The sequence below is a fragment of the Nguyenibacter vanlangensis genome (assembly GCF_013376155.1).
GTDB classification, from domain to species: Bacteria; Pseudomonadota; Alphaproteobacteria; order Acetobacterales; family Acetobacteraceae; genus Gluconacetobacter; species Gluconacetobacter vanlangensis.
This window is the reverse complement of the sequence record NZ_JABXXP010000969.1, coordinates 1-860: the sequence shown is the minus strand read 5'-3', so window position 1 is coordinate 860 and position 860 is coordinate 1. Positions and strand designations below refer to the sequence as shown.

The following is an 860-nucleotide window of genomic DNA, read 5'->3' as shown; positions in this document are numbered from 1 at the left end:
GAAGGGCGCGGCGTGGGGCGGCGGCGGTCATATGGCCGCCGCCTTTGCGCCGGTCGTCCCGGTTGTCTTCTCATGCTCTGCCGGGGTGCGCAGGGTCAGCGACAGGGCGTGCAGGCCGGTTGTGAATTCGTCGCCCAGCAGGTCATGCACCAGGCGGGAGCGCGGCACGCGCCCCATGGTTTCGAACGCGGCGCTGACGATCAGGATGCTGAAATGGGTTTCGCCACCTGATGCGCCGCGCATGGCGGCATGGTGGGCGTGGCGGGCGCTGTCGTCGCTGATTTCCAGCAGCGCCGGGGCTAGGCGGGCGCACAGGATCCGGCCGATCCGGGCCGCGCGGGTCGGTTCCGCATCGGTCGCGGGATCGGTCGGGGTGTCGGTCCCAGGGTCGGTTGCGGGGGCGGTCCCAGGGTCGGTCGTAGGGTCGGTCATGAGGGCGGTCTCCCGGCTGGCATGTGTGCTTGGCACTTGCACGAATACGGTCCGGACGCACATAACGCCAGATGATGAACCGAAGGAACACACGACACCGGGCTTTCGATCCCGATCCGGATGCGCCGGAGCGGTGTTGCGACATGGCGGGCTGCGGCGAGGCCGCCGGTTATCGCGCGCCGCGCTCACGCGAGACGCTGACGGAGTATTTCTGGTTCTGCCTGCCGCATGTCCGCGAATACAATGCGCGGTGGGATTACTACAAAGGCATGTCGCCCGGCCAGATCGAGGCGCATATCCGCGACGACGTCTCGTGGAACCGGCCGTCCTGGCGGCTGGGACAGCGGGGCGGGCGGACGCATTTCGCGGAAGAGGACCTGATCGATCCGCTGGACCTGCTGGGCGGCGGGCGGCCCGTGCGCCGCCCC

At 69.2% G+C, this 860-nt stretch carries 1 protein-coding gene and 1 pseudogene; one reads left to right on the top strand and one right to left on the bottom strand.

What is annotated here, in order from left to right:
* Window positions 1-27 precede the first annotated feature (27 nt).
* Window positions 28-327 (bottom strand): BolA family protein, encoded by a 300-nt coding sequence (locus tag HUK84_RS20550; RefSeq protein ID WP_317135327.1) that lies wholly within the window; start codon window positions 325-327, stop codon window positions 28-30.
* A gap of 176 nt (window positions 328-503) precedes the next feature.
* Between HUK84_RS20550 and HUK84_RS20545 the strand changes: the two are divergent.
* Window positions 504-860, top strand: a pseudogene (locus tag HUK84_RS20545) (molecular chaperone DnaJ); the annotation flags it as partial.